The sequence below is a fragment of the Burkholderia sp. Bp9012 genome (assembly GCF_003853825.1).
GTDB classification, from domain to species: domain Bacteria; phylum Pseudomonadota; class Gammaproteobacteria; order Burkholderiales; family Burkholderiaceae; genus Burkholderia; species Burkholderia diffusa.
This window is the reverse complement of the sequence record NZ_QTQA01000027.1, coordinates 37,750-64,714: the sequence shown is the minus strand read 5'-3', so window position 1 is coordinate 64,714 and position 26,965 is coordinate 37,750. Positions and strand designations below refer to the sequence as shown.

At 61.6% G+C, this 26,965-nt stretch carries 20 protein-coding genes and 4 pseudogenes; 7 read left to right on the top strand and 17 right to left on the bottom strand.

What is annotated here, in order from left to right:
- Window position 1: 1 nt before the first annotated feature.
- From DIE11_RS29410 to nac, 5 genes are all read right to left on the bottom strand, one after another.
- Window positions 2–1,006 (bottom strand): biotin-dependent carboxyltransferase family protein, encoded by a 1,005-nt coding sequence (locus DIE11_RS29410; protein WP_124628850.1) that lies wholly within the window; start codon window positions 1,004–1,006, stop codon window positions 2–4.
- Window positions 1,003–1,674: a 5-oxoprolinase subunit PxpB gene (gene pxpB / locus DIE11_RS29405; RefSeq protein WP_124628848.1), complete on the bottom strand. Its 672-nt coding sequence runs from the start codon at window positions 1,672–1,674 to the stop codon at window positions 1,003–1,005. Before pxpB ends, DIE11_RS29410 begins: the two co-directional genes overlap by 4 nt.
- Window positions 1,675–1,757: 83 nt before the next feature.
- Window positions 1,758–3,110: an acetyl-CoA carboxylase biotin carboxylase subunit gene (accC, locus tag DIE11_RS29400; RefSeq protein WP_124628846.1), complete on the bottom strand. Its 1,353-nt coding sequence runs from the start codon at window positions 3,108–3,110 to the stop codon at window positions 1,758–1,760.
- A 72-nt stretch (window positions 3,111–3,182) separates the two neighbouring features.
- Window positions 3,183–3,731: a biotin/lipoyl-containing protein gene (locus tag DIE11_RS29395; RefSeq protein ID WP_260437198.1), complete on the bottom strand. Its 549-nt coding sequence runs from the start codon at window positions 3,729–3,731 to the stop codon at window positions 3,183–3,185.
- Window positions 3,732–3,867: 136 nt separating this feature from the next.
- Window positions 3,868–4,794, bottom strand: a complete 927-nt coding sequence (gene nac, locus DIE11_RS29390) for a nitrogen assimilation transcriptional regulator NAC (RefSeq protein WP_124628912.1) — start codon at window positions 4,792–4,794, stop codon at window positions 3,868–3,870.
- A gap of 228 nt (window positions 4,795–5,022) precedes the next feature.
- Between nac and DIE11_RS29385 the strand changes: the two genes are divergently transcribed.
- The 3 genes and pseudogenes from DIE11_RS29385 to DIE11_RS29375 all read left to right on the top strand — a co-directional run bounded on the left by DIE11_RS29385 (window position 5,023) and on the right by DIE11_RS29375 (window position 8,708).
- Window positions 5,023–6,231, top strand: coding sequence for an aspartate transaminase (locus DIE11_RS29385; RefSeq protein ID WP_124628844.1), 1,209 nt, complete (start codon window positions 5,023–5,025; stop codon window positions 6,229–6,231).
- Between the two features lie 156 nt (window positions 6,232–6,387).
- Entirely contained in the window at window positions 6,388–7,458 is a 1,071-nt protein-coding gene (locus tag DIE11_RS29380) for a porin (protein ID WP_124628842.1), read from the top strand.
- Between the two features lie 108 nt (window positions 7,459–7,566).
- Window positions 7,567–8,708 (top strand): annotated as a pseudogene (locus DIE11_RS29375) (Re/Si-specific NAD(P)(+) transhydrogenase subunit alpha).
- Between the two features lie 131 nt (window positions 8,709–8,839).
- Here DIE11_RS29375 and DIE11_RS29370 read toward each other — a convergent pair.
- The 7 genes from DIE11_RS29370 to DIE11_RS29340 form a co-directional block, all read right to left on the bottom strand.
- The gene (locus DIE11_RS29370) at window positions 8,840–9,493 is read right to left on the bottom strand and encodes an IS6 family transposase (RefSeq protein ID WP_409364587.1); all 654 of its coding nucleotides are present in this window, start codon (window positions 9,491–9,493) and stop codon (window positions 8,840–8,842) included.
- Between the two features lie 141 nt (window positions 9,494–9,634).
- Window positions 9,635–10,522 (bottom strand): EamA family transporter RarD, encoded by an 888-nt coding sequence (gene rarD / locus DIE11_RS29365; RefSeq protein ID WP_260437197.1) that lies wholly within the window; start codon window positions 10,520–10,522, stop codon window positions 9,635–9,637.
- A 503-nt stretch (window positions 10,523–11,025) separates the two neighbouring features.
- Window positions 11,026–11,436 (bottom strand): BON domain-containing protein, encoded by a 411-nt coding sequence (locus tag DIE11_RS29360; RefSeq protein ID WP_260437196.1) that lies wholly within the window; start codon window positions 11,434–11,436, stop codon window positions 11,026–11,028.
- 26 nt (window positions 11,437–11,462) lie between these two features.
- A complete protein-coding gene (locus DIE11_RS29355) occupies window positions 11,463–12,542 on the bottom strand; it encodes a porin (RefSeq protein ID WP_260437195.1) in 1,080 nt (359 codons plus the stop codon).
- Between the two features lie 294 nt (window positions 12,543–12,836).
- Window positions 12,837–14,099: a serine hydrolase gene (locus DIE11_RS29350; protein WP_124628840.1), complete on the bottom strand. Its 1,263-nt coding sequence runs from the start codon at window positions 14,097–14,099 to the stop codon at window positions 12,837–12,839.
- Between the two features lie 2 nt (window positions 14,100–14,101).
- Window positions 14,102–15,361: a CaiB/BaiF CoA-transferase family protein gene (locus DIE11_RS29345; RefSeq protein ID WP_124628838.1), complete on the bottom strand. Its 1,260-nt coding sequence runs from the start codon at window positions 15,359–15,361 to the stop codon at window positions 14,102–14,104.
- The gene (locus tag DIE11_RS29340) at window positions 15,358–16,650 is read right to left on the bottom strand and encodes an MFS transporter (protein ID WP_124628836.1); all 1,293 of its coding nucleotides are present in this window, start codon (window positions 16,648–16,650) and stop codon (window positions 15,358–15,360) included. Before DIE11_RS29340 ends, DIE11_RS29345 begins: the two co-directional genes overlap by 4 nt.
- A 134-nt stretch (window positions 16,651–16,784) precedes the next feature.
- Between DIE11_RS29340 and DIE11_RS29335 the strand changes: the two genes are divergently transcribed.
- From DIE11_RS29335 to tnpA, 3 genes and pseudogenes are all read left to right on the top strand, one after another.
- A complete protein-coding gene (locus DIE11_RS29335) occupies window positions 16,785–17,753 on the top strand; it encodes a LysR family transcriptional regulator (RefSeq protein ID WP_185633840.1) in 969 nt (322 codons plus the stop codon).
- 81 nt (window positions 17,754–17,834) lie between these two features.
- Window positions 17,835–17,930 (top strand): annotated as a pseudogene (locus tag DIE11_RS37140) (IS6 family transposase); the annotation flags it as partial.
- A complete protein-coding gene (gene tnpA, locus DIE11_RS29325) occupies window positions 17,905–18,342 on the top strand; it encodes an IS66-like element accessory protein TnpA (protein ID WP_124628832.1) in 438 nt (145 codons plus the stop codon). The pseudogene DIE11_RS37140 and the gene tnpA, both read left to right, overlap by 26 nt.
- A 116-nt stretch (window positions 18,343–18,458) precedes the next feature.
- Here the strand turns inward: tnpA and DIE11_RS29320 are convergent.
- The 5 genes and pseudogenes from DIE11_RS29320 to DIE11_RS29300 form a co-directional block, all read right to left on the bottom strand.
- Window positions 18,459–19,699, bottom strand: a pseudogene (locus DIE11_RS29320) (IS3 family transposase).
- A gap of 610 nt (window positions 19,700–20,309) precedes the next feature.
- Window positions 20,310–21,574, bottom strand: a pseudogene (locus tag DIE11_RS29315) (IS256 family transposase).
- A gap of 186 nt (window positions 21,575–21,760) precedes the next feature.
- The gene (locus DIE11_RS29310) at window positions 21,761–23,074 is read right to left on the bottom strand and encodes a dicarboxylate/amino acid:cation symporter (RefSeq protein ID WP_124628830.1); all 1,314 of its coding nucleotides are present in this window, start codon (window positions 23,072–23,074) and stop codon (window positions 21,761–21,763) included.
- Between the two features lie 46 nt (window positions 23,075–23,120).
- Window positions 23,121–24,035, bottom strand: a complete 915-nt coding sequence (locus DIE11_RS29305; protein WP_124628828.1) for an ornithine cyclodeaminase family protein — start codon at window positions 24,033–24,035, stop codon at window positions 23,121–23,123.
- Entirely contained in the window at window positions 24,032–24,970 is a 939-nt protein-coding gene (locus tag DIE11_RS29300) for a PhzF family phenazine biosynthesis protein (RefSeq protein ID WP_124628826.1), read from the bottom strand. Before DIE11_RS29300 ends, DIE11_RS29305 begins: the two co-directional genes overlap by 4 nt.
- 294 nt (window positions 24,971–25,264) lie before the next feature.
- Between DIE11_RS29300 and DIE11_RS29295 the strand changes: the two genes are divergently transcribed.
- Window positions 25,265–26,089 carry an AraC family transcriptional regulator gene (locus DIE11_RS29295; protein ID WP_260437194.1) on the top strand — a complete coding sequence of 275 codons (825 nt, stop codon included), beginning with the start codon at window positions 25,265–25,267 and terminating at the stop codon, window positions 26,087–26,089.
- Window positions 26,090–26,965 lie beyond the last annotated feature (876 nt).

Below are 26,965 nucleotides of genomic sequence, written 5' to 3'. Positions count from 1 at the left end.
GTCAGTATTTCGACGCACGGAACAGCCCGGCGAGATTGCGAACCTTGGCGAGATAGCGCTCCACTTCGTCGAGCGCGTCGACCGCCTCCTCGTAAGTCGTCCTGGCAAAGCGAATTCGCGTGCCGATCCGTGCCTGCGCGAGGCGCCACAAATCGGCCTCGATCACCGTGCCGATCTTCGGGTAGCCGCCCGACGGCTGCGCGTCGCGCAGCTGGATGATCGGCTGGCCGCTGTGCGGCACCTGGATGACACCAGGCACGATGCCGTGCGAGCGTTTCTCGATCGGCCGACGGGCCGCGAGCGTCGGGCCGGCAAGCCGATAACCGTATCGATCGCTCTGCGGCGTCACCTTCCAGCCTTCACGCCAGAATGCATCGAGCGAATCGGCGTCGTAGCACTCGTACTCGGCGGCCGGCAACACCCTCACCACCGTGTCGCCGCCGTCCGCCGCCGGCATGGCCGCGGGCGTCGGCAACAGATAGGCCGGCGGCACCGCGCCGAACCCGCCGTTCGCGGCGGACTGCAACGGTGCACGCGCATCGAGCCCGATCGCGTGGAGCACGTCGCCCTTCTGCAACGGCCGTCCGTTGAATCCGCCGAACTCCCCGCGCAACTGCGTGCTGCGCGACCCGAGCACACGGGGCACGTCGACGCCGCCCGCCAGCGACAGGTAGCAGCGCGTTCCCGATGCGGGGATGCCGATCGTCAGCACTTCACCCCGCCTGGCCTCGATCGTCCACCACGGGAGAATCGGCCGCTCGTCGAGCCGGGCCGCGCAATCGGCGCCCGTGATCGCAAACGCCAGATCCTCGAGGAAGCGGACGCGAAACGGAAACATCGGAATTTCGATCGCGGCCGCATCGTCGGGATTGCCCAGCAGCAGGTTGCCGATCGCGAGCGCGACCCGGTCCATCGCCCCCGACGTGCCCACGCCGAATCGCAGGTAGCCCTCGCGACCGCGGTCCTGCACCGTGGCCAATGCGGCTGAAGACAAGATCTCGATCATCGGACGATCCTTTCGGCACGGAAACGAATCATGTCGCCGGGCGCGAGCGTGGCCGGCTGCTCGCGCGCGGGGTCGAAAAACGTCATCGCCGTGCGGCCGATCGTGTTCCACCCGCTGGGGCCCGCGGAGGCCGACACACCTGTCTGCACGCCGCCGATCGACACGGCGCCGCCGGGCAGCCCGAGCACCGGAACCTTGCGTCGCGGCGTGGCGATACGCGGGTCCATGCCGCCGAGATAGCAGTAGCCGGGATGGCTGCCGAGCGCATACACCGTATAGAGCGGCGCGCAATGAATCCCGACGACGTCGTCGACCGACAGGCCCGTATGCGCGACCACGTCGTCCAGATGCGGTCCGAACTCCCCGCCGTACTGCACCGCGAGTTCGATCACGTTGCCCGCGATGTCGAGTTCGCCGGCGGCATGCCATGCGTCGACCAGCTGCGCTTCCAGTGCGGCGGGATCCTTCGGCGGACGCGTGAACGTCAGCATCAGGTTGGTCACGCCGGGCACGGCCTCGCGCACGCCGGGCCATCGCTCGACGGTGCGCGCGAGCGCCCAGATGCGGCGCTGCACTCGCAGGTCGAGCGCGCCCGGTGCCTCGAACAGCATCGCGGTCGTGCCGAGCAGACTGACGTGCAGCGTTTGTTCCGATTCATCCTGTTTCATTGCGAGAACTCTTCGTTGCGGCTCGGGACACGCGGCTGCGATGTCGCTCTGCAGCCCGGGCGGCGCAGGCTCGACGATTCGGGTCATACGGCCTCCCGCGCGGCGAGCCAGCGTTCCAGATGATGAATATCCACACCGCCGTCGCCGAACGCCGAATCGTCCAGGATCGCGCGATGCAGCGGCACGTTGGTCCGAATTCCTTCGATGCGCATCTCCGACAGTGCGACGCGCATGCGCGCGATCGCCTCGTCGCGGGTCGCGCCATGCGTCACGACCTTCGCGATCAGCGAGTCGTAGTACGGCGGCACGACCTGACCGGCGCTCAGGTGCGAATCCACGCGAACCCCATTCCCGCCGGGAACCTCCCATTCGACGATCCGGCCCGGACACGGGACGAAGGTGAACGGATCTTCCGCGTTGATCCGGCATTCGAGCGCGTGCCCGGCCGTGCGAATGTCGGCTTGCTTCAGCGTCAGCGCGTGGCCCTGTGCGATGCGGATCTGCTCGCGCACGATGTCGATTCCGGCCGTCGCCTCGGTCACCGGATGCTCGACCTGCAGCCGCGTGTTCATTTCGATGAAATAGAACCGACCGTTCTCGAACAGGAACTCGAACGTTCCCGCGCCGCGATACCCGATCTGCCGGCAAGCCTCCACGCAACGCTCGCCCACTTTGCGAATCAGCCCGGGATCGATGTGAGGCGCGGGCGCCTCCTCGAGCACCTTCTGATGGCGCCGCTGCAGCGAGCAATCGCGCGACCCGAGCCACAACGCCGTGCCGTGACTGTCGCAGAGCACCTGGATTTCGACGTGACGCGGATGCTCGAGGAACTTCTCGACGTAAAGCTCGGGCTTGCCGAACGCGCGCCGCGCCTCCTCGCGCGTCACGGCCACCGCTTCGAGCAACTGCGGCGCGGCATGCACGACGCGCATGCCGCGGCCGCCGCCACCGCCCGCCGCCTTCACGATGACGGGATAGCCGATTTCGGCCGCAATGCCCAGGATCTCGTCGGGATCGTCGGGCAAGCTGCCGTCCGGGCCCGGTACGCAAGGCACGCCTGCCGCGCGCATCGCGCGCTTGGCCGCCACCTTGTCCCCCATTGCACGAATCGAGTCGGCCGCCGGCCCGATGAACGCCAGCCCGGCCGCCTCGACCTGCTCCGCGAACACCGCGTTTTCAGACAGGAAGCCGTATCCGGGATGGATCGCCCCCGCGCCGCTCACGCGTGCGGCGAGCAGGATCGCCTCCTGGTTCAGGTAGCTGCGATCCGGCGCCGCGGGCCCGATACAGAGTGCCTGATCCGCGAGGCGAACGTAGCGCGCGTCGGCATCCGCCTCCGAATGAACGGCAACCGTCCGCAGGCCGAGCTCGCGGCAGGCGCGCTGGATCCTGAGCGCAATTTCGCCCCGATTCGCGATCAGCACCTTATCGAACATGGTCGCCCCGCTCGTTGGCTACGATGGCGCCGCGGCTGTTCGCGCCACGGCTGGCAAGGAAGAAGCGCATCGTCATTCGATCCGGAACAGCGGCTGGCCGGCTTCGACCTCGTCGCCGGAATTCACGAGCACCTCGGCCACCCGGCCCGCGTAGTCCGATTCGATTGCATGAAACACCTTCATCGCCTCGATCGTGCAAAGCACCTGGCCGGCCTGCACGGGATCATCGGCGCGGACGAAGTCCGGATCGTTCGGCGACGGCCGAAGATGCGCGATGCCGAACATCGGCGCACGTACGATGCGCGGCTCGACAGGCGACAGGCCGGGCGACGCGGCCGGCGGCTGCGCTGCCTCCCGCCCGGCATGCGCTCGCGCCCCGCGCGCGGGGGTTACTTCGCGCACCGGCGCGGCGGCGGCATCGCCCCGGTTCCGCTTGACCAGCTTGACCTTGTCGTCGCCCTCGATCAGTTCGAGCTCCATCAGCGGAGAATCCGACAGCAGGTCGATCAGAGACTTAATCTTGTTGAGATCCATCGTTTGGCCCGTAGCCCGGTTGGCAAGCAACGGCAAACGGAAATTCGCCGATGCATACGTTGCGCCACGACGGCCGCTGCGGTGCATTCACCGGCTGCGCGGACCCGATCGCGGCACGCCCTGTCGCCCCGCGCGACGCGCCGGGCAACTGACGATGGATTCAATGTATCGGGCGCAGAAAAATTGCGCCAAGACGGATTCGCTTTGTAGCGATAAGGCGAGCTTATGTATCCGCGTTCGGTTCCGAACGCGTGTCGAAAGCGAGATCGCCCGCGAGCTCGAGCAGGATGTCCTTGACCGCCGCGGCCGGCTCGGACAGCGGAAGATGATCCGACAGGCAGACCGACAACGGGATCTTGATCACCGGCGAGACGATGCGGCACTGGACGACGTCGCCGGACTCCGCGACGACGCGCGCGGTGGAGTCCGGCAGGATCGTCGCACCGATCCCGGCCCCGACGGCTGCGGACAGCGTCGTGGCCGACTCGATCTCGGCGATCACGTTCGGAATCATCTGCATCCGCGCGAAGGCCTCGTCGACGTATTTGCGCAGATAGTTGTACGGGCGCGGCAGCAACAACGGAACATCGCGCAGCGAGGTCACGTCGATTTCGCCTGCCGCGATGCCCATGCTGCGCGGCGCGACGAGGAACAGTTCCTCGTTCATCAGCAGCTGGAACGACAGGCCGTGCACGGGCTTGTCGCCGTACAGCACCGCCATGTCCATGCGGCCGTTCATGATCAGCTCGCTCAGCGTCGTGCCGAAATTTTCGTTGATGTACAGGAGGATCGACGGATGGCGCGCGCGGACCGCGCGCAACAACGGCAGCGACAACGCGGACGCACCGGTGCCAGGCGCCAGCCCGACCGATACCTGCCCGGCCAGCGTCTGCCCCGCGCTCTTCACATCGGCCTGCGCCTGCTCGAACTGGCGCAGGATCAGTTGCGCGTGGCGGTAGAGCGTGACGCCTGCTTCGGTAGGCGTCACGCCGCGCTTCGTGCGAACGAGCAGTTGCTGCTGGAATTCGTCTTCCAGCGTGATCAGTTGCTGGCTGAGCGCCGGCTGAGCGATGTGCAGCACCTCGGCGGCCTGCGTCAGGCTGCCGATATCGACACTCTTCACGAAATACTTCAGGCGCCGCAGGTTCACGGTGATCAGTTCTTCGATGTACGGATCGGTAAATGGTAGGACGAACCCACCGGCCCGGGAAGTGGACAAAAACCCTAGCGGCAGCGGACGACGATGCGGATCGCGCCCGCGCATCGTCGGACGATTCGTCATAAGCGGATGCTCTCGCCCCAGCGGAAAGTCATCTTGGCGCGCGTGTTTTCGCCCGCTTACTGTTAAGGCTACTCAAATTTCGTCCAGGAGCCCAGAGTGAGTGCATCGCGCATTGCCGCCCGCGTTCAGCGCATCAAACCGTCTCCGAGCAGCGCGGCGGCCGACCGGGCCGCCGAATTGCGTCGTCAGGGCAAGGCCATCGTCAATCTCGTGGTCGGCGAACCCGACTTCGATACGCCCGCGCATATCCGCCAGGCCGCCGTCGACGCAATGGAACGCGGCGAAACCCGCTACACACCGACCGCCGGCACCCCCGCGCTGCGCGCCGCGATCGCCGCGAAACTCGAACGCGAAAACGGCCTCACCTACGATCCGAAGCAGGTCATCGTCACCTGCGGCGCGAAGCACGCGATCTTCAACGCGCTCGCGATCACGGTCGAAGCCGGCGACGAAGTGCTGATCCCCGCGCCTTACTGGGTGTCCTATCCCGACATGACGCTCGCGTGCGACGGCGTGCCCGTCGTCGTGCCGTGCACCGAAGCGCACGGCTTCAAGCTCACCGCGCCGGCGCTCGACGCCGCGATCACGCCGCGCACCAAGTGGCTGATCGTCAATTCGCCGACCAATCCGACCGGCGCGGCCTACTCGGCAGACGAACTGCGCGCGCTCGCCGACGTGCTGCTGCGTCACCCCAACGTCCTCGTGATGATGGACGACATCTACGAGCACATTCGCTACACCGACGGCCGAACGCCGCATCTGCTGACGGTCGAGCCGGCCCTCGCGTCGCGCACGCTGGTCGTCAACGGCGTGTCGAAGACCTACGCGATGACGGGCTGGCGCATCGGCTATGCGGCGGGCCCCGCCGACCTGATCGCCGCCATGGACACGCTGCAGTCGCAATCGACCAGCAATGCCTGTTCGATCAGCCAGGCCGCCGCGCTTGCGGCGCTGACCGGCGACCAGACGTTCGTCGCGCAATCGGTGGGCGTCTATCAGGATCGGCGCGATCACGCGCTCGCCGCGCTCAATGCGATTCCAGGCATCAGTTGCGGCGCACCCGACGGCGCGTTCTACCTGTACGTCAATTGCGGCGGGCTGCTCGGCAAGACCACGCCGTTCGGCAAGCGCCTCGATACCGATTCGGACGTCGTTCTGTATTTGCTCGAGCACGCGGGCGTGGCGGTGGTCGCGGGAACGTCGTATGGCCTCTCGCCTTACTTCCGGATGTCGATCGCCACCAGCGTGGACATCATCGGCGAGGGCTGCCGAAAGATCGCCGAAGCGGCCGGCGCACTGAACTGAGGGATCGGCCGGACTCGCTGCTGCGCTTTCCGTCCGCATGACATAAAGGCATGCCGCGCCTGCGGACGCGGCAGCCGGACCCGGTATCGCTTTACTTTCACTGACAAGGGGATGCAGATGAACACCAGAATATTAGTTACCCTAATCGGTTGCGGAATGCTCGTCACCGTGACTGCGCGCGCCCAGTCGAGCGTCACGCTGTACGGCATCATCGACGAAGCGGTCCGCTTCGACACGCACCAGAGCAAGACCGGCGGCAAGCTCTTCACGATGGGCAGCGGCGGCCAGATTCAGGGCAGCCGCTGGGGCCTCCAGGGCGCGGAGGATCTCGGTGGCGGCATGAAGGCGATCTTCCAGCTCGAGTCCGGATTCACGCCGAATACCGGGATTTCCCAGCAGTCGACCCCGTCCGGCACCCAGCGGCTGTTCGGCCGGACCGCGATGGTCGGGTTGAGCAGCCCCTACGGAACGATCTCGGGCGGGCGCCTCTATACGTTGGCCCACGAGATGGCCTGGTCCCACGACCTCTACGCGCTCGCCAACTACACGGGCACGCTGGGCTTCCAGGGCGCCGGGCTCACCGGCGGCGGCCGCCTCGACAATTCCGTGCGCTATACGTCCCCGACGATCGCAGGCTTCACCGCCAAGGCATCCTATACGTTCGGCCAGACCGCGGGCGATATCCACCGCAACTCGTCCCCGGCCGTCAGCCTGTCGTACGACCGCGGCCCGCTAAGCGTCGGCGCGGCATACCAGATCGTCAACGACATCGGCGGCCTGAATCCGGCGTCGAGCGTGTACGGCAGCACGTATTTCGGCGTCACGATTCCGGACAGCGCGCAGAAGATCTTCACGGTGGGCGCGACGTATGCGTTCGCCCGCGCGAAGATTTACGGCTCGTACATCTATAGCCACGTCTACCCGGCGGATTACCGCAACGACTCGTTTTCCGCGGCGATCGACTACAACTTCACGCCGTTCCTGACGCTGAAACTGCCCGTCTACGTGGACGTCGTCCATCACGCGGGACAGAGCGGCACCCGGATCACCGGCGGCCCGACGCTCGATTACTTCCTGAGCAAGCGGACGGACGTGTATGTCGGCGTCGACTACAACCACCTGACCGGGGCGTGGACGACCCTCGCGGCGGCCTCGGGCTCGAACCAGCCGTTCTATGGCTACAACTCGCTGTTCGAGGCGGCAATCGGCTTGCGGCATAAATTCTAACGATCGCGTCGAACGGGGCCGGACGCATGCGGATCGGCTCCGTCAGTTCGCCCGACGCGTCACGTCACGCGTGGGCGAGCGGCACGCGCCATTCAGGAGATAGAACACGTGAGAATCGGCATTCCCGCCGAAAGCGTAGCGGGTGAAGCGAGAGTCGCCGCCACGCCGGAAACCGTCAGGAAGCTCTCTGCGCGAGGGCACGAAGTGCTCGTTCAAGCCAGCGCCGGCGAACGGGCGAATTTCACGGATGACGCGTACGCGTCATCCGGCGCAACGCTCGTCGATTTGCCGCGCGCACTTGAGGCCGATGTCGTCCTGAAGGTCCAGGCACCCACGGATACCGAGCTCACGCTATTGCGAAAAGGCGCCGTGCTGATCGGCATGCTCGATCCGTTCAATGCCGAACGTGCCGCGCGTCTGGCAAGCGCTGGCATCACCGCATTCGCGCTCGAGGCGATCCCCAGAACGACGCGCGCGCAGAGCATGGACGTTCTGTCGTCGCAGGCCAACATCGCGGTTACAAGGCCGTGCTGATCGCCGCGGGGCTCTACCAGCGCTTCTTCCCGATGCTGATGACCGCGGCGGGGACCGTCAAGGCCGCGCGCGTACTGATTCTCGGCGCGGGCGTGGCAGGTTTGCAGGCGATCGCGACGGCGAAGCGCATGGGCGCGGTGATCGAGGCGTCGGACGTGCGCCCGGCGGTCAGGGAACAGATCGAATCGCTCGGCGCCAAATTCCTCGACGTGCCGTTCGAAACGAACGAAGAGCGCGAGGCCGCCGAGGGAACCGGCGGTTATGCGCGTCCGATGCCCGCGTCGTGGCTGGTCCGCCAGAGCGCGCTGGTGCGCGAGCGCGCCAGCGCGGCCGATATCGTCGTCGCGACCGCGTTGATCCCCGGCAGAACGGCGCCCACCCTGCTTCCTGAAGACATCGTCCGGGACATGAAGCCCGGTTCGGTCATCGTGGATCTCGCGGCCGGACGCGGCGTCGAGACAGACGGCCGGCGTGGCGGAAACTGCCCGCTGACCGAAGCGGATCGCGTCGTCACGCGGCATGGCGTCCACATCGCGGGATTCACCAACTTGCCCGCGATGGTCGCATCCGATGCATCGTCGCTCTACGCACGCAACGTGCTCGACTTTCTCAAGCTGATCATCGGCGACGACGGCCGGCTCAGGATCGATACGACCGACGACATCGTGGCCGCCACGCTGCTCGGTCACGATGCTTCGCATCAGCAATCCGCATAAAGGCTGCACGATGGAACTGATCAATCACACCACCCTCAATCTCATCATCTTCACGCTGGCGATCTATGTCGGCTACGGATGTGGTGCAAATAGGTAGCGAGTTCTCGAGAGCGCCTATAGATATGGATACCTTATCGATTGAAGAGGACAGCATTCCAGACGGAGGGCGCAGTGATGCCCTCGAGTGCGAGAGCGGAGAGGTCGAACTGCCCCTTGCGAATGCGATGCATCAACTCGATACCGGAAATCGTGGTCGCGGCACTTCTGAACCTCTTGAACCCGAGCATCACGTTCGTTCTGGACTTGATGTGGCGATGGTCCTGTTCGACCAGGTTGTTGAGGTACTTCGAGGAGCGCACCTTCGTCTCCTCGGGAAGCAGGCCATCAGTTTTCATCTCACGCACGGCCCGGTGCGAGGCGGCATACCCATCAAGCGTGACCGTCTCCGGTGGCTGGCCCTGATGCTTGATTGCCTTGCTGAAAAAGGCCTTCGCTGCTGCCACATCGCGCTTCGCCCTGAGCATGAAGTCTACCGTCTGGCCGCTTCGATCCACCGCCCGATAAAGATAAACCCATTTGCCCCGGATCTTGAGATACGTCTCGTCAACGCGCCAAGACCGTCCTGCAGGCGTGGCGACGTGGTTCCAGCGCTTGATGAACTCGGGCGTATAGCGCCGCACCCAACGCAGGATCGTCGTATGAGCAAGCGACAACCCTCGCTCCGCCATCATCTCGACGAGATCGCGCAGGCTGAGTTTGTAGCGCAGATACCAGCGCGCGCACACAAAGAATGATCACGTCGCGGTCAAAGTGACGGCCCGCGAACAGTCCGTCCAGATTCTTCAGTTTGCTCATAGCGGGCCCTAAAATCGGTCAGCCCCGCACTCTAACCGATTCGTTGATCGCTATTTGCACCACAACCGTTCTTATGACGTCCAGATGCTTCTGAATCTCTGCGTTGGCAATTTAGGTAGTGCGGCATGCAACAGAACCAGCAATACGCCTGCCCAAATTGGTCCGTAAGTCAGTAAGGCGCTCACGGTAATCTTTTCGTCGAAAAATAGTACTGCGACAAGAAACAGGAGCACCGGTTCGATGAAGCCGAGCATTCCAAAAATGCCGAGCGGAAGCGTCTGGCTGCTTGCCATATAGCAGCCCATTGCGGCGGCGCTTACGATGCCAAGGCCTGGCAGCAATAGCCAGGGTGAGTGCGCCGGCAGAACTGGACCATCGCCGGTCGCATGGAGAAGAATTCCCGCGGCGACCGGCAGCATCAGTGCAATTTCAATCATAAATCCGACAACCGCATTCATATTCAACCACCGACGCAGCATGAAATAGGGTGGGTAGCCCAACATAATCACCGCGCTGATCCAAGAAAACGTCGCGGTACTCCAGATCTCATGCACAACGCCGCCAAGCGCCAGTAGCGATGCGACCCATTGGATAGGACCGAGCCGCTCGCCCAGAAAAAACCGCCCAGCCAGCACGGTGCTGATCGGCAAAAGAAAATAGCCCATGGACACGTCCAGCATGTGACCATTGGCAGGTGCCCAAAGAAACAGCCACAGTTGTACTGACAGGAGCGATGTGGCTATCGGCACAGCAAGCCAGAGCCTGCGCTCGCCGCGAAGCCGGTGCAACGCAGTAATAAGGGCTTTCCAGTCGCGTTGCATCGCGATCAGAAGGAAAGCCCCTGGCAGAGTCCAGATTACGCGCCACGCAAACATTTCGGCGCCGTCGAGAGGTGCCAGAAAGCCAGCATAGCTGGCGAGTAGTGCAAATAACATCGAGGCCGCAATCGAGAGCAGCATGCCTGATCGAAACATCAAATTTCCTACGGATTCGTTGAAATACAGCGTCTGCAAACGCGTTGGTCTGTGGGCCCTAATACCGAGACGGCGATAATCCATTCGCAAGCAGGTGAACTGCTGCGTGGGAACTCAACAAGCGTACTTCTCAGTTGCTCGGTATCCCAGGAAGCGCCGGAAGACCAAAAATACCAACGAGCTGTTAAGGCGATACATCCCCCTCGGTATCGATCCTTGTGCGCACTCGCAGCCCAAGCTCAACGTTGTGGTACGGAAGTCGAATCAGCAGTCGCCTGCTCTCGATTCGTGGTGCAGTTATGTTAGCCGCGCTGCGTTTGCCAAATACGCACGCGACGATTTGCGGCCGCAAGGCAATCTTCTCGGGTACCGTCCGAAACCAACTTACTGGCCACGTGTGCCGCCTTCTCGCGCCTAGATTTTGGATTCCGCTTAAAGGCCCGAACTACACAAAAAGTACGATCACCCTGAACCGGCTTCGCCATCAATTAGAGCGGTTGCTCCGAGATACGCAGCGCGGATTGAACGGACTTCACGCCTTCGACTCCCTGTGCGGCATTGACCGCGAGAGGAATCTGCCCGTTATCCGGCACCGAGCCAGACAGCGTGACACGACCGTCGCGAGTCTTGACGATGATTCGCGTGGCATTCAAGCCTCGCGTTCGACCGAGCGCAGTCGCGACACGACGGGTGAGTTTCCTGTCCGTTGACTTCGACAGGTTGGGTGACGTTGTGCCGGCCGCGCTGGACGCTCCCGCCGCCCCCGTGGCATCGTTCACGCTCTGGGCGGAAGCAGTGCCGGCAACGGCGAATATCGCTGCGACGAGCAGCCCCTTCAGGATTCGATTACGGTCTATCATGTCATTCCTTTGGTCAATATCAATGAGTGTGCGGTTCAATCGCCTTATGACGCCGCGACCGATGCCTAGAAGCGTGTCATGACGCCAACTGATGCACCGATCATCGTGTGGCCACCAGGATTCAATCCAAGGGCCGCAATGTTGGTCGAATCGTATCGGTAAGCACCGGAGAAGCCGTTACGATCGAATTCGGCGTAAAGTTCGGTTCGCTTCGAGATGTAGTATGTGGCGATCGCATAGGTAGTGAGCTTGTGGCCGCCCGCACCTTCGGCGTTGCCGAGGTTGCTGGCGATATCGTCATAGAAAGCGGCAGTGAACTGTAACGACGGCGTGGCTAGCCACACGATGCCGCCTCCGGGAATTTTGTCGCGACGCCTGGGCGAAGCTGGCGCGCTGCCCGTGACGCTCAGGTCGTTGTAGTTCAGATATAGGCGCGCGGCTCCCAGTTGAAGCGTCCCGCCGGTCTGAAATGTCTGCGCCCACCGCGTTGCGGTCGCGTTCCAGGTCTTCTGATAGGAAGCGCCGCCCAGCACCGGCCCCCACTGGTACATCGCCGCGCCCGAAAAGTTGGTGCCTGCGCGCGTGTTGCCTGCGACGCCGCCCGGCGAATAGCTAGCTCCGAAGCGGAACCCGCCGACCCGCCCAAGGTATTTGATCGTGTTGTTGAATCTCGAATCAAGTGTGAAGTAGTTCGTTCCGAACACGACACCTGGCTCGATCGCGAGGGACACGCCGGTGCCGCCTGACGGGTCGAGGAGAATACCCAAGTCCGTGTTGGCATTGATCTGTCGACCAATTGTCAGTCGGCCGAAATCGCCAGTCAAGCCAACGAAAGACGCCTGCGAAAACAGGGTGCCAGACGTTTTCAGCGCCCCCGTGCCGCTGTTGAAGCTTCCCTCGAGCTTGAATATGACCTTGAGCCCTCCTCCTAGATCCTCACCACCGCTAATTCCAAACTGATTGCCGGCAACAATATTGTTATTGAAACCTACCGCAGCACCGCCCTTGATGCCATTGGTCCATCGGACGCCTCCGCCGATGTCGCCGTATAAGGTCACACTCGATTGAGCGTGCGAGGTATTCGACAGCATGCCCAATACCACAGCCGCCAGACAATTCGTCAAATTGGGTGCCAATCTCTTCATCGCATCTCCTATATTATTAGTATATCTAACTATATTTCTAATTTTTCATGTAAACCAAGAACGGCGAAGCGTAACGCCGTTCCTCGACGCTGGTTGTCAGAAGGATGTGAGGAGAAAGCCTCACCTAATCCAAGATATGATCGACAGGGGTTTAATGATAAAATTGCAAGAGGTTGCAAAACAAATCCGATCACCCTTCTGTCTTTTTTAAAACCGCTTTCATGAATTGAGTACGTGCCGCATCAAACTGCTCTCAAGGACCCTTGCGATGCGTTGCGCGTCTCTGGCCTGCCGTCATCCACGCCCCTGCAGGGTGTCGGCGATTACGTGGTATGCGCTCAGGAGTAACGTGCCTTCTTCATCGCCAAGTTGCGGATCGGTCGCGAACTGCACAATGGTGGTTTCGGCCTGAGGCGCAATCCAGATGCGCTGACCGAACTGGCCGCGTGCGCCATATGACTGGTGACGATCGTGATAGAACCACCACTGGTTATGGTAAGAGCCATCTGCCGGGACGCAAAACCCGCCTTTGGCAAATGCATCCCGGTCGCCACTTTTCTTGATCTCGGCAATAACCCCGGGCGCAACGATTTGTTGCCCGTTGTAGCGACCGTCGTGACGGATCATTTCAGCAAAACGAGCGACATCTCGTGCGCACATTGTCAGGCCGGCTGCGGCCCATTCTGCTTTGCTGCAATCGAGCAGCATCGCAGCGTCCTGTTCTGCGCCCAGCTTGACCCAGATGCGTTCGCTGAGCATTTGCGCATTGCTCTGCCCGCTGACGCGGCGCAGGATCCACCCAAGCGTATCGGTGCTGCTGTTGTCGTAGCGAACGGGCCCGCCGTGCGGAAGATCAGCCTCGGCGCTACGTAGCACCTGATAAGCACCTTGCAAGCTGCTTGCTGCACTGCTTATTCCACTGATTCCACCCATGACAGCCTGAATATAGTCAGCCTGGATCTCGCCTTTGACCCTGGCATGTCCGAAGAACTTGGCACTTGCCCGCATGTCCTGCAATTGCTGAACAGTGGCGCTACCAAGTGCACTGGCTGCAAGTTCGGGCACGTATTGGTGGGCGCGGGCATCACGATCGATCCGTTCCTCTTGAATCAGCATCTCCGTGAGCAAGCCAACAAAGCTCTTGGTGCAGGAGAACAAGGCATGTTGCGTGGGAGCACGCATGTCGCCCAGGTATCGCTCGAACACAAGCTTTCCTTGATGCAGCACCAGCAGTGCATCCGTTCCGTAACGGCGATAGACGTCTTGCATGCTGGCAGTGCCTGTCACATCCGGTACCTGGAGGGACTCGACATCGAGCGGTTGCCCCCATTCGATCGGTAGGATAGGCCCCTCGCCACGCGACACTGGCACCGAGTTGTAGAGCTGCGACATGTTCTGGAAAGCCCAGCGCATGTGTAAAGGGTTGCTCATGCTGCCCGGACCGAACCGGGCCTCTGGCGGAGGCGGGAATCCGACCATGAAGCCCCTTTCGCTGGGTGCGTCCTGTGTCGCACGCGGTCGCGTTGTTGCGGTAGCAATGGTCTGCTCGTTGCTCATCCTTATGCCTCCAGTAATAATTCTTTGATTTCCTGATCGTTCAGGTTCGCGACGCGGCGCAGCACCTCCTCGGTGTCCTTTCCCAGGACCGGCGCAGGCGCCATCGGTACCGGTTGATCGCCTGACCAGCGAAATCCTGCACCGATCAGCTCGATCTCGCGCACTCCCGCCTGGGTGGGCTGCGCGACGCGTGAGGTAATGCCACCGCCATTGCGATAAGGACCGTCCAGATATTCCTGGATGCTTCGCACTGCGGAACATGGCACGTTATGGCGATTCAATTTCTCCTCCCAGTCGACCGCGCGCCCGCGCTGGAATGCCGAGCACAGTTCGGCTCGCAGGTCGGGACCTGCACATCCAGAGAGGAACGCCTGTGGCCCATCTGGCCTCCGAAGCAACCAGCGCGGCGCAGTAGCTAATTCGGGGCGGCCAATGACCGCGCACAGCCTCTCGAACTGTCCGAGTGTATTGGCCCCGGTGGACAACCAGCCGTCGGCGCACGGAAAAGTGTCCGAGCCAGGGCTGTCGACGAACCCACGATTCCCTTTTCTTGCGGATGGCTGTCCGGCAACCAGATAACTAGTAGCCATGCTGCTCATCAACTGCAGCGATGCATCAACCATCGAGGCGTCGATGTAGATCGGTGTGGGGTCGCCAGCCTGACGCCTGAGCAGCGCGGCGAGAATCGCAAGCGCCGCCGACTGCCCTGTGGCGGCGTCGATGATCGGGAAACCCACCTTCACTGGGGGTGCCAATGGGTCTGATCCCTGCAGCGTCATCATTCCGGTCGCAGCCTGAATTACATGGTCATACGCGCCACGCGCTGCATAGTCCCCCTCCTGCCCCCAACCAGAGATGGAGCAGTAGATCAGTCGCGGATTTATCGCGTGTAAGGTGGCTGCATCTATGCCTAACTTTGCTGCAGTGCCAGGTTTGAAATTTTCCACGAACACGTCGGCATCAGCAATCAACTGATACAGGGCCCGCTGTCCGAGCGGACTGTCCAGATGCAACGCCACCGATTTCTTGCCTGCGTTGAGGCCGATGAACGCTGGCGTCAACCCACCCAGCTCAGGTGAGGTGCCCAACCCCCTCAGTGCGTCGCCATGGGCAGGGCGCTCGATCTTGATGACTTCGGCGCCAAGCATGCACAACTGGTGCGTGGCAAGTGGGCCAGCAATCACGTGGCTTGTATCGATGACTCGGATGCGTTTGAGCGGTAACAAGGTTAATTTCTCAAAGAAAGTATTACTGGAGGTCAAGCTGAAACCACCATCACGTCGCCGAGTTCCTTCTGCCTATCGAGGTCTCTGCGATAGCTGGTCCCGGCAAACAACAGCAACAGGAGGCAGCCGGAAACGCTCCCCCCCAAGGCGACTTCCAGCGCAACTGACATACTCCAATGATCCGAGATTGTGCCAACCAGGGGGGGAGAGATGAACGCACTGATACTCATGAACAGCGGCTGCAAGCTCTGGGTTTTACCGCGATAGTGCGGTGGTACCAGATCCAGGGACGCCGCGGTTGTCGACGCCCAGATCGAAGCCTGTGAGAACTGCGTCGCGCCAGCCAAGATCACAGCGACAGGAAGGCTCAAGCCAAAGATCGGGGTGGCGTAATAAAGCCCCCCGAATACGCCTAGAAACACGAGCGAGATCACTGCTGACTGGAGATTCCCACGCGCGCTGCGACGGGTCAGCCAGTCCGCCATGACGCCTCCGGCAAATGCGCCCAAGGCACCGGCAAGTGCGATTGCGGCGACGTATCCGCCGGCCTGCGCCACGTTTAGCTTGAATGTGCGCATCAAAAAGACGGTGCCCCAGATGTTAGCCGCGCCGACATAGATGAAGATCACAAACTGGGCTGCGGTCAGCAACCGCAGGGATCGGTTCCTGAACACGAATTGCAGAGATCCGCGCAGGCTGGACGTAGCCTGACCAAACTGACCAGCATTCAACGTCCTGGTCTTGTAGTCCGGCGCGAACAGGAAGATCACTGCCAGAAGAAAGCCCGGAGCAGCCATGATCCCGAAGACATGACGCCATCCGTAATGTAGTGTGATAAAGCCCGCCAAGGCGATGCCTAGCGCGCCTCCAAGAGGGGCGCCCATCGTGAAGATACCAATCATGGTGGCACGCAGGCGTTTGGGGTACCACGCTGCAATCAGCGCGTAGGCGGCCGGGTTGTACCCCGCTTCCCCAAGGCCCACACCTGCGCGTGCAAGTAGCATTATCGGAAAGCTACTCGCGATACCCATGAGCAACGTGGCGCCGCTCCAGAAGGTCACCATGATCGACACCATGTACTTGCGGCTGAACTTGTCAACCAGTACGCCTGCCGGAAGGGCGAGCACGAGCAGACCGAAATAGACGATGCTACCTAGAAGCCCAATCTGAGCATCGGAGAGCAGGTACTCCTCTTTGATCGCAGGTAGCACGGCGCTGACCATGAAGCGGTCGGCATTGTCGATCAGATAGATGAGAAGGAGGAGGAGGAACCAGGCGTGCGTTCTCCTCGTGGGCGTTGCTTCGCAGGGGCGCGTGTTGGCCACGTTGCTTGTCTCCTTGAATACTATCCGGGCCCTCCCGTCATCTGCGGAAGTGGGTTGCCGGCCAGCAGTGAATTTTGACAAAATCTAGCCATGACGTATATTGATAACTTTCTATGGGTCCATTCCATATCTTGATGGATAGACAGGTCGACACCCGCCGCAATCCGAGCAACCGCCTGGAGCACTTGCGCGTCCAGCACTTGCGATTACTGGATCTGATTGAACAAAGAGGCTCGTTAAGCGCGGCTGCACGCGAGTTGCACCTCAGCCAACCGGCGGTCAGCAAGATGCTGCAGGACTTGGAGGCAGCCATTGGGGTGCCGCTGGTACAGCGTGCTGGCAGAGGGGGGACGCTAACAAAGGCGGGGGTCATAGCGCTGCAGCGCTTGCGCCTCAGCATGTCATGGCTGGACGCGGCCGCACTGGAGGCAGCCGCTCCGCGCGCAATGCCTACCATTCGGCTCGGAGTATTGCCGTGGGTCGCATTCTCCGTGCTGGGTGAGGTGGTAGCACGCGTTCTCTCGCAACCCGACGCACCCATTCTGCATGTCTACGAAGATACGGTGCAGGGCCTGCTCGATGCATTGGTAGCAGGAGAAATAGACTGCGTCGTGAGCACCCTGAATTCCACTCGTAAAAGCGGCGAGACCTTTCGCAACCTCGCAGCCATCCCGCTTCATGAAGCGCACTTATCCCTGGCGTGTGCAGTGGGCCATCCGCTGACACAAAAGAGCACGCTAAGTATCACGGATCTTGAGGGACAAGAGTGGGTGCTAGGTCACCCTCTCCTGCGAACTCGAAGCGTCGTCGATGAACTGTTCCACGTCAATGGTCTTCCTCCACCCGAGCCGCGCGTCGAATCCAGTTCTTTCCACACGAGCCTACGCATCGTTTCAGCTACGTCGATGCTGACCTTCGCTCCTCAGTCTGCGGTCCGTCACTACCACCGGCTAGGCTTGGTGCACGAACTCAAACTTGAAGACAGCCTGGGCAGCTATCCACTGCTCTTTGTCACGCAGCCGGAGGCGTTGTCAGTGCCTGCCATCGCTGCACTACTTGACGCGTTTCGAGCCGTTCCCGAAGAGTTGGGAAAATGCTTTTGACAAGCAACTGGTTGGGTTGTGGTGCAAATAGCGATCAACGAATCGGTTAGAGTGCGGGGCTGACCGATTTTAGGGCCCGCTATGAGCAAACTGAAGAATCTGGACGGACTGTTCGCGGGCCGTCACTTTGACCGCGACGTGATCATTCTTTGTGTGCGCTGGTATCTGCGCTACAAACGTAAGCGCTCGACATGTACCGTCTGTTCGTGAGAGCGGAGGTTCGAGGAACTACACGAAGGAGTTTCGGGAAGCGGTTGCTGCCGAAGCGAACGATCCGAATCGCTCGATTGCCGAGGTAGCGCGTGCGCACGGCTTGAACGCCAATATGGTCGCGCAGTGGCGAAGAAGCTTACTCGATACGCAACCTGCACCGTCGGTACCAAACATCGCGCTGCTACCGGTTGATGTCGTCGATCTGCCTGCGAAAGACATCCCACATCACGCTCTGCCGCAAACGCCGGACGTGTCGGCGAGCCCGGCGATGTCGCCGAGCTGTGAAATCGAGATCGAGCTCGGCAAGCGACGTATCCGCATCCGCGGCGTGTCACAGGAGTTCGCTGAACGGTATCTACGAGAGTGCCTGAAGTGATCCCGCCGAACACGCGAATCTGGATTGCGGCGGGCGTCACGGACATGCGTTCCGGCTTCAACTCGTTGGCCGCGAAGGTACAAACTGGACTTACCCCCATATGACCGGACACGCGGTCACGCTTGAGTTGGAGAATTTGCTTGCTGACGAAACTCGCGTGGCGAACGGTATTTCAGGGCGCTGTGTGGATGCTTCTCGTTGTAGTGGTCGAACGCGATGGCCAGGTTCTGCAGCGCCGTTCGGACGTCGGGCTTGGGCATCCATGAAACGTAATCACGCTTCATCGTCTTCACGAAGCTCTCGGCCATTCCATTGCTCTGCGGACTTCTGACGGGTGTCGTGACCGGCTTCAGGCCGATTTGCTGCGAGAACGTCGGTGTCTCGTCGTCAACGTAGCAGGAACCGTTGTCGCTCAGCCACTCGATTTCGCCATCAGTTTGCAGCGCGCCGTGGAAGCGGTTTTCGACCGCCTGAAGCATCACGTCACGCACCATGTCGCCGGTGTAACCACCCGTGGTTGCGGCCCAGCTCATGACTTCCCGGTCGCAGCAGTCCAGTGCGAAGACGACGCGCAAGGGGGCACCGTCGTCGCAGCGGAATTCGAAACCGTCCGAGCATCAACGAACGTTGCTTCTGTCCAGCGCGACCCGGCCATCGTGCCGACGCGTCGAGGGGGCATGACGAGGTCGGCGCTCGAGCAGCAGTCCGTGACGACGCATGACGCGATACCCCCGTTTTGCATTGATGCGAGGCTGACCGAGCGCATCCCGGCTTCGCCTCAACAACGCCCATGCGCGCCGGTAGCCGTATGTGGGCAGGTCGGCCACCAGTTCGCGCAGTTCTATGACGAGCGGCATGTCGTCCAGGACGGGCGTCTTGCGCCGGTCGACCCATTCAGCGGGGCTCTTCGATTTGACCGTCAGATTCGAGCGCGACACACCCAGGACTTCGCAGACCGTCTTCAACGGTCGTCCCCCGGCAGCAATGGTGAGCGCGCAATCAATTTTTTTGCTCGACCGTACTCCACTGCTTCGCGGAGAATTTCCACTTCCATCGTTTTCTTTCCCAGCAGCCGCTGGAGTTCGCGAATCTGCTTCATCGCTTCGGCCAGGTCCGAGGCTGGAACCACCTGTTCGCCGGCACTGACTGCCGACAGGCTTCCGTCCTGATAGAGCTTGCGCCAGGCGAAGACCTGGTTCGCGTTCACCTGATGGCGACGAGCAACCCCGGAAACCGTGGCGCCGGCCTCGAAGGTCTCGCGCACGATCGCGAGCTTCTCTTCGACAGAGCGCCGCCGGCGCTGCTCCGGCTGGGTCAGAACTTCGACGGGTTCTACGTTGTGACTGGGCTTAAACATAGGCAGAAGACTACCTCATAATTTAAGCGTTACCCCATGTCCGGTTTTCGCGGGGGCCAGCCCAAGGACCAACACCTTGAGCGCCGTACACTCCGAGTCAGTCAAAGTCCACGGGTCACCATGCTCGACGCGCGCAATGCTTTGAGCAAGCGCGGTGCCCGCTCGACGATACGGCTCCGCATCTCCGTCAGCAGATAAACAGACGGCAAGAGCCAGCACGTTGGACAACATAACGATGGCATCGACATCGCCGCGGCCTTCACAGAGTGCGGCAAGAGCGAGATGGTGTTTGAGCGCAAGTCGCCGTATCTGTTCCGCCGGAAGGGGTAGAAGCCGGGCCTTCGTGAGCGGCCGACGACGCAAGGTTGAGTGTTTTCGCATAAATGGATATCGGCGTTCAACTCGATACCGAAATGACATTGGATTCGGGATCAGCGGGAGATTTTTGCAGCGGAACTAAGCTCCCTTCATACCGGATTCGTATCGCAAACTCATGTACCGCGCCCGCGCCGCTCCAGTTCAATTCGGGTGCGCTCGAGCTCTCGTGCGAACGTGGCTTCGTCGAGCTAACGTCAAGAGTGGTGTACGGGCTGCATCGTGACGGTCGATTTCAAGCGGCGAGTTTCTGCTGAACCGGTCGATCGTCCTGCACCGGTTCTCCGTCCTTGAAGGCAATGCCATCAAGCAACAGCTTGATCTTTTCCGGGCCGTTGATACGGCGCCAGGTTTTCTCAGCCTCCTCAATCAGCTTGAATGCCAGACCGAGGAAGGTCGGCCGCGACACGCAGTTGCGCCTACGCGTCGTGCGGTGGCGCACCGTCGCGAACGTCGACTCAATGGCGTTTGTTGTCCGCAGGTGCTGCCAGTGCTCCGCTGGATAGTCGTAAAAGGCCAGCAAGCTCTCTCGATCCTTCTTCAACGTCTCGGTCGCCTTCGGATATTTTGCCCCATTGATCGACACGAAACGATCGAACGCGGTGTGGGCTTCGGCGCGTGTCGCAGCCATCCAGATCGCCTGCATGTCGGCCTTCGCGCGAGCCTGTTGCGACTTCGGCAGCGCATTGAGCACATTGCCCATTTTGTGAAACCAGCAGCGCGGGCCCTGCGTCGCCGGAAATGCCTCTTCCGGAGCCGCCCAGAAGCCCATTGCGCCCTCGCCGACGGCCAGCCGTGGACCTGCTTGCAAGCCCCGCGCTTTCAGATCGAGCAGCAGCTCCAGCCACGATGCCTTCGTTTCTCGATACCCGTCACCGATCGCCACGCGCTCTTTGCTCCCATCGGGCTTCACGCCGATGATCACCAGCAGGCATTGGCCATCGGAGTTCTCGCTGCGCAGCCCCGTGTGAATGCCGTCAACCCACCAATAGACGTAGCACGACTTCGACAGGTCACGCCGGCTCCACGCCGCATGCTCTTCGGCCCACTGCGCCTTCAACCGGTCACGACATTCGCCGACAAGCCCTTGGCGTCCTCGCCCAGCAGGACACGCAACGCTTCGCCCATATCGCCCGTCGAGACGCCCTTCAGATACAACCACGGCAGCGCCGCGCTTACACGGGGCGACTTCCTCACGTACGGCGGGACAATCGATGAATTGAACTTCACCCCCGATCCTGATCGATCGCGTACCTTCGGAACCTTCACCGGGATCGGCCCGGCCGCAGTCAACACCTCGCGTTCGGGCAAGTAGCCGTTGCGTACCACGGCACGTTGCCCCTGCAGGGTCTTCACGTTCGTGAACCGTTCAAGCAGCTCTGCCAGCTCCGCTGCGATCGCTTGCTGAATCACTTGCCGCGCCCCTTGACGGACCAATTCATCCAGCCCGAGGCCGGCTCCCGATAGACCGATGACTGCTTTTTCCGTAAACTTGCTCATGGTGGATGGTTTTGTTGTTCGCTGGTTCCCGACTTCGACAATCAGATTCTCAGCTGAAACCTCCACCGCCTTCAATTTCCCGCCTCAACTCCCCCGTACACCACTTTCGACTTTAGCTCGCGTCACAGCAGATCACAACGCAGCCTTTTCGGCAGCCTACGCTTATAGAGTGGTTGGAGCAGCGCCTCACACTCCCGCAATAGCCCCTTCGTCGTCCGAGCGAATCCCGTCCTTGTGATGTCCGCCGGCATCATCGACCGAAACATCCGCGGACGACGGCGCGAGCACGTTTTCCCATTTCGCGACGGCGGCCGAGGCGACCGCATTACCCAGCACATTGGTCGCCGTGCGCCCCATGTCCAGGAAATGATCAACGCCGATGATAAGGAGCAGCCCGGCCTCGGGGATATTGAACTGGCCCAGTGTCGCGGCGATGACGACCAAGGAGGCGCGCGGCACCCCGGCCATGCCTTTGCTGGTCAGCATCAGGATGGCAAGCATCGACAACTGCTGCACGAACGACAGATGAACGCCATACGCCTGCGCAATGAACAGTGTGGCAAATGTGCAGTACATCATCGTGCCGTCGAGATTGAACGAATAGCCGATCGGCAAAACGAAGCTCGCGATACGTTCGGGGACACCGAAACGGACCAGTTGTTCCAGCATCTTCGGATAAACGGACTCGCTGCTGGCCGTACTGAAGCCGATCAGCATCGGCACACGCATGAAACGCACAAGCGAAAATACCCTGCGCCCGAACAACACGCCACCGGCCAATACCATCAGAAGCCATAGCACGATCAGGCTTCCGTAGAATTCGCCCATGAACCGGCCAAAGGTTACGAGAACCGACACGCCGCGCGTCGTCACGACGTTCGCGATCGCACCGAACACCGCGAACGGCGCGAGCGCCATCACATAGCCGGTCACTTTCAGCATGACGTGAGCGACCTGGTCGAGCATGCGAACGACGAGTTGCGCCTTGTCGCCCAGCGTCGTAAGCCCGACGCTGAAGAAGGCGGCGAACACCACGATCTGCAGGATTTCGTTGTTCGCCATCGCCCCCACAATGCTGCTGGGCACTAGATGCACCACGAATTCCTTGGGCGACAGCCCGCTCGTGCTCAACCCGGTCGAGGCGTTGATCGCGGGCAACGGCAGGTTGAGCGCGCTGCCGGGCTTCAACCAGTTGGCGATCAGCGCGCCCAGCGCGAGCGAGATGAACGACGCGAAGAGAAACCAGCCCAGCGTCCTGATCCCGATGCGGCCCACCGCGCGCACATCGCCGATCTTCGTCACACCGATGACGAGTGAGCAGAACACGAGCGGCGCGATGATCATCTTGACCAGGCGCAGAAACACGTCGGCGAGAAGCGAGAAATAGCCGCCGACCTGGTTGGCTGCATCCGCGTTGGGCAGCATCGCGTGACAGGCAACGCCGGTTGCGATGCCGAGCGCCATCCCGACAACAATGCGTGCAGCAAGAGGAAATTTCATGAGTGACTCCAAGCGTATCTTTGACAAACGACATTGACGAGAGGCGTCACGCGCCAAGCCGCAGGTAAGCCATATGCGCGACGGCCGCGTCCTGCAGGGCGATGCCGACTGCCTTGTAGATCACGATGTCGGGGGCGTCCCGTGCGCGCTGCTCGTCGGCGCCGATGACGGTCGAAAGGTCCACCATCGTCCTGCTGTCGATCACGGCACGTGACGGGCGCAGCAGGTCACCCGTTTCGAACGGCGTCTGCTGCATCCAGTCCACGACGATGCGCGAGGCCGCGAGCAACGACGCGTCGTCGAGTTCGCGTTGATCGGGACGCGTCGCGCCGATACTCGCGACGAATGCACCCGGTCGTAGCCATTCGCCGCGTATGACCGGTTCGGATGCACGCGTTGCGACGACAACGATGTCGGCGGCGGCGCACGCTTCGGCATCGACCACCGATACGTTGAGACCGAACCGATGCCCGAGGCTGTCGGCAAGTGCATGCGCGGATACGGCATCGCGGCTGTGAATCATCACTTCGCGCAATCCTGCTCGTCCGGCCAAGGCCTCGGCATGAGCCCGCGCCTGCACGCCACTGCCGAACAGTCCGAGGCGTCGGCTCCCCGGACGCGCCAGATGTCGGGCCGCAAGCGCGGTGGTCGCGGCCGTGCGCACACCCGTGATCGCATCGCCCTCGAGCATCGCGAGGAGCCCGCCATCGACGAGCGAAAACAGCGCGATGTAAAAGCGGAACTGGCCGTCGATCGTCGTGTACATCTTTATCGCCGCGACCTTGGCCAGGCCCAGCATTGCGCTCATTGCGCTGAACTTTACGTCGGACAAGCCGATGCGTGCGCGAGGCTGAACGACCGCTGTGCCGTTCTGCAGGTCGAGATAGGCATCGCGAATGGCGTCCGATGCGAGGCGCATGTCGAGCACTGCCGCGATCTGGTCGTTGGTAAAGATCTTCATTGCTGCGGCTCCAGCATCATGCTTTCGACTGCGCCGCTGATCCAGCAGCCCGCGTCGGCGTTGTCGGGGTCTCGCATTTCGACCCGGATGCTGGACGGCTTGCCCATCGCGTACCCTTGATGCACGGTCATGCCCGACGCGCCGTGCGCGAGCAGGCCGTAGTGCAACGCACCGTAGAGGGTCGCGGCCGCGGCGATACCCGTCGCCGCATCTTCCGGATACCCGGACGAGCGCGGAAACTGGCGCGCGTGCACCTCGAGAGGTTGTCTACGCTCGACCGCAAACGGATAAAGGCCCGTCGATTCGAGCTGGTCACATAGCGCCTGCATCTTTTCGAAGGACGGCGTCAGTGCGTGAAGTCGCTGCACCGAGCGAATCGGTATCAGCGTCTTGGTCCGGCTCGTCGTGGCGTTGACGATGCCGAGAGCATCCAGATCGTCAGCATCGATGCGCAGCACATCGCATATCGCGGCGTGCTTCCGCGCGTCTCCGATCGATTGCACGATGCCTTTGGGCTGGCTCACTTCGATGGATTGCGTGCTTTCGTCAAAGCGAGCGTCGACGATGCCGCTCAACGTCTCGAGCGTCGCGACGCGGGATGTCCAGCGGCCAAGCCGCCGCAGAAGCCACAATGCGCCGAGCGTCGCATGACCGCACATCTCCATCTCGTGCCGGGGGACGAAGAAGCGCAGACGATACGTGCTGCCCGTATCACGCGGTGCGCACACGAATGCGCTTTCGTGACCGTAGCGCGCGGCGATCGCCATCATCTCGTCCGCCGACAGCGAATCCGCATCCAGTACGACGGGCGCGGGGTTGCCGCCGCCCTGCCCTGCGGGAAAGACGCGCACGAAATGCATGCCACCGTACGGGGGTAACCGGGATGTGGCATTGGGGGAATGAGGCAACAAGGACGGGACATTCTCGACCGACATGAACTGGCTCCAGCGTGTAAGTGACGCCAGCATGCCGAACGGGAACCAAAGTTTCGCCGCCTGTTGGGCCACGACAAGCACACAACCGGGCCAATCGGGCGTCCGGCCCTCCGCGCGGGAGTCCGCGCACATCCGTGTTTTCCCTGAGAACCGGGCTTGGCTGGCTGCGTGAGTGCCCGGCTACGTGCACGGAAGGTTGTACCGCTATACTGGGACATCCCATTGATACACCGGTCCACAAGGCCCGCTATGGCCAGTCGCTACCCACCGCATGGAGCGCCCAAGGGTAAATTCGTGAAGCACTATCCGACCGCCAATACCCACTTGTCCGAAAATCGCATTGCCGATGTTCGGCAGGTTTCGATCGGCGATTACCGCACGCAGCCCCACGAACATGACGAGTACATGTTCTTGCTGCCGCGCATCGGCCAACTGATCCTGAACGTCGAATCGAACGCCTCGCCCTTGCGCCTGGCGCCCAAGTCGTTTGTCGTGGTGCCGCCGCAGCGCCTGCACGATACGCACGGCTATCGGAAGGAGCAGGAACACGTCGCCGTCTATGTGGCGAGTGATTTCGTCGCGTTCTGCGAGCGCAAGGCGCAAAGAAGCCTGTCGTGCGCGAAGATTGCCATCCGGTCCGCGCCGTTGGCGCTGCTCAACGCGGTGCGTCTCGCCACCGACACCGGTAAGCACGACGTCGGCGAACTCGCGGCCTATCGGCGGGAACTGACTAACAAGACGTTGGCGGCCACGTGCGTCGAAGCGGGACTGATCGCGGGCCATCTGCCGTTGACACCCATCGACGCGCGCCGTGAACTCGTGAAAGACATTCGGGGATTTCTCGACGCGACACTCGATCAATCGATGGGGCTCGATCGCATTGCCTACGAGTTCGGTCTGTCACGGCGCACGTTGACGCGCCTGTTTCGCGACGTCACTGGCGAATCCATCGTCGACTATCAATCGCGGCAGCGTGTGCATCACGCCACGCAGCTATTGCAATCACCCGGCATGACGGTCGTTATGGCGGCGGCAGCGGTAGGTCTCGATTCACCGTCCTATCTCGCCCGCCTGTTCCGGAAGCACGGATTGGCGCTACCGCGATCCTTCAAGGCGTAACCTCGAAGTGCACGTGCCCGAAGCGCCGATGGCGACGCGGCATCCCCGGATCTTCTGAAGGCTGAAATGTGCCAGCCTCAGTACTCGGGCGCGAGGAGGACGTATCGTCAGTCTAGAATTTGCCATCTATTTCCCTGATCTGCCTGATTTCTTCGGGCCATTTCAATCTTGGATAACGGCCCCGGTTGAATCCGAGTTTGAATTGGAAATCGTTCTGTCGTGGTAAGGTTCCTTCTATCTCGCTGGCGCGTTCATCCCGGCGTCAGGATTGGCACGCGACCGCGAATGGCGGTTCTGGGGCGACGCGAACGACTCTGAACGACGCTGGATTCAACCGGTCGCCGTTCTGCACCGCACGACCACCGCAGATCGAACCGTTGCCTATGCACAAGCCGATTACAGCGTAACGGCAGGTGTGAGACAACAACGGCCCCCCTGTCACTCTTGGCACCCGGCATGTCATAGTCCGACCCTGTCATTCGTTCTACTTTGCATCGACTCCGGCAACGATGTTTGCCTTTCTTCGGGTGCTAGCCTATCTGCGTGCTCGGAAGCGTCAGTTGGCAGTATCAACTGCCACCCTGTACAAGGATGAGCGGGAAGCTCCGATTGCGGTCGTCCAGTGCAAAGTGAAGGGGGAACCAGTGAGAGCTCTGGGCGGCGTCACGCATTCGAAAAAGGTGAAGCACGGCGTCTTTTGGTCACTAAGATGGGGCTGCTGCCGCTTGAGCTTTCCGGACCCATTCTAGAACAGCTCAAATCCAGCAGGAATCATCGATCTGACTGTCCGGATATGCGCGGGCATCTCCGCATGCGGATGCCTGGCATCATCGATATCGTTCAAGCGTTCCACGAATCTCGATGGAGCCAGGCTGA